This is a genomic window from Blastococcus sp. CT_GayMR20, from assembly GCF_004570345.1.
The window spans coordinates 1-669 of record NZ_SPQM01000336.1 but is presented as its reverse complement, the minus strand read 5'-3'; the positions used below and the strand labels follow the sequence as shown (position 1 = coordinate 669).

At 68.2% G+C, this 669-nt stretch carries 1 protein-coding gene; it reads right to left on the bottom strand.

Annotated features, from left to right (window positions below; all coding sequences use genetic code 11):
• Nucleotides 1-669 (bottom strand): hypothetical protein (locus tag E4P40_RS28455; protein WP_209305565.1); only part of this gene is annotated, 669 nt, incomplete at both ends.

Sequence of the window (669 nt, the reverse complement as noted above, 5' to 3'; positions counted from 1 at the left end):
AGCACCCAGGCGACCGCGCCGCTGGTACCCATCGCCACGAGGCGTGAGTTGTCGTCGTCGCTGCGGACCCAGCGGACGGCGCTGTAGATGCCGACGGCGAGCAGTGGCAGCGACGCTGTGCCGGCGAGGCCGCTGGCGACCGAGAAGTACTTCCCGGGCTCGAGGCTCCCCCGGGCCTCCGGCTGCGTGCCGGATCGCAGGAACGCGGCGATGTGCCCGATGTGGGCGGGGCGCAGCGCACCCCCGTGCCCCTTGTCGAACGCCCGGTGCGCGAACACATCGGCTCGCTCGTCGAACCCGTAGACGCCCGCGGTGCCGACGTCCCGCATGCCGAGGCCGCGAAGCATCGCGCACAGGATGCCGACGGGGACGTCGTTCGTCGACTGGTCGTTATGGATGCCCCGGATCACCTGTCCGCGCTCGACGATCCGTGACCACTCGAATTCCCGAGGAAGCACCGAACCGGCGAGGTAGACACGATCGAATGTCACCGCCGGCACGGCAAGCAGCGCACGACCCAGCATGTACGTGCCATTGCTGTGGCCGGCGAAGCTCTTTTCCTCGTACTCGACGTGAAGCTGGCCGTACCAATGGAGGAAGTGCCGCAGGTTTCGGCTCCGGCTGAACGGGAGGGCGAAGTCGATGGCGCTGAAGAAGCCGTAGCTGGGA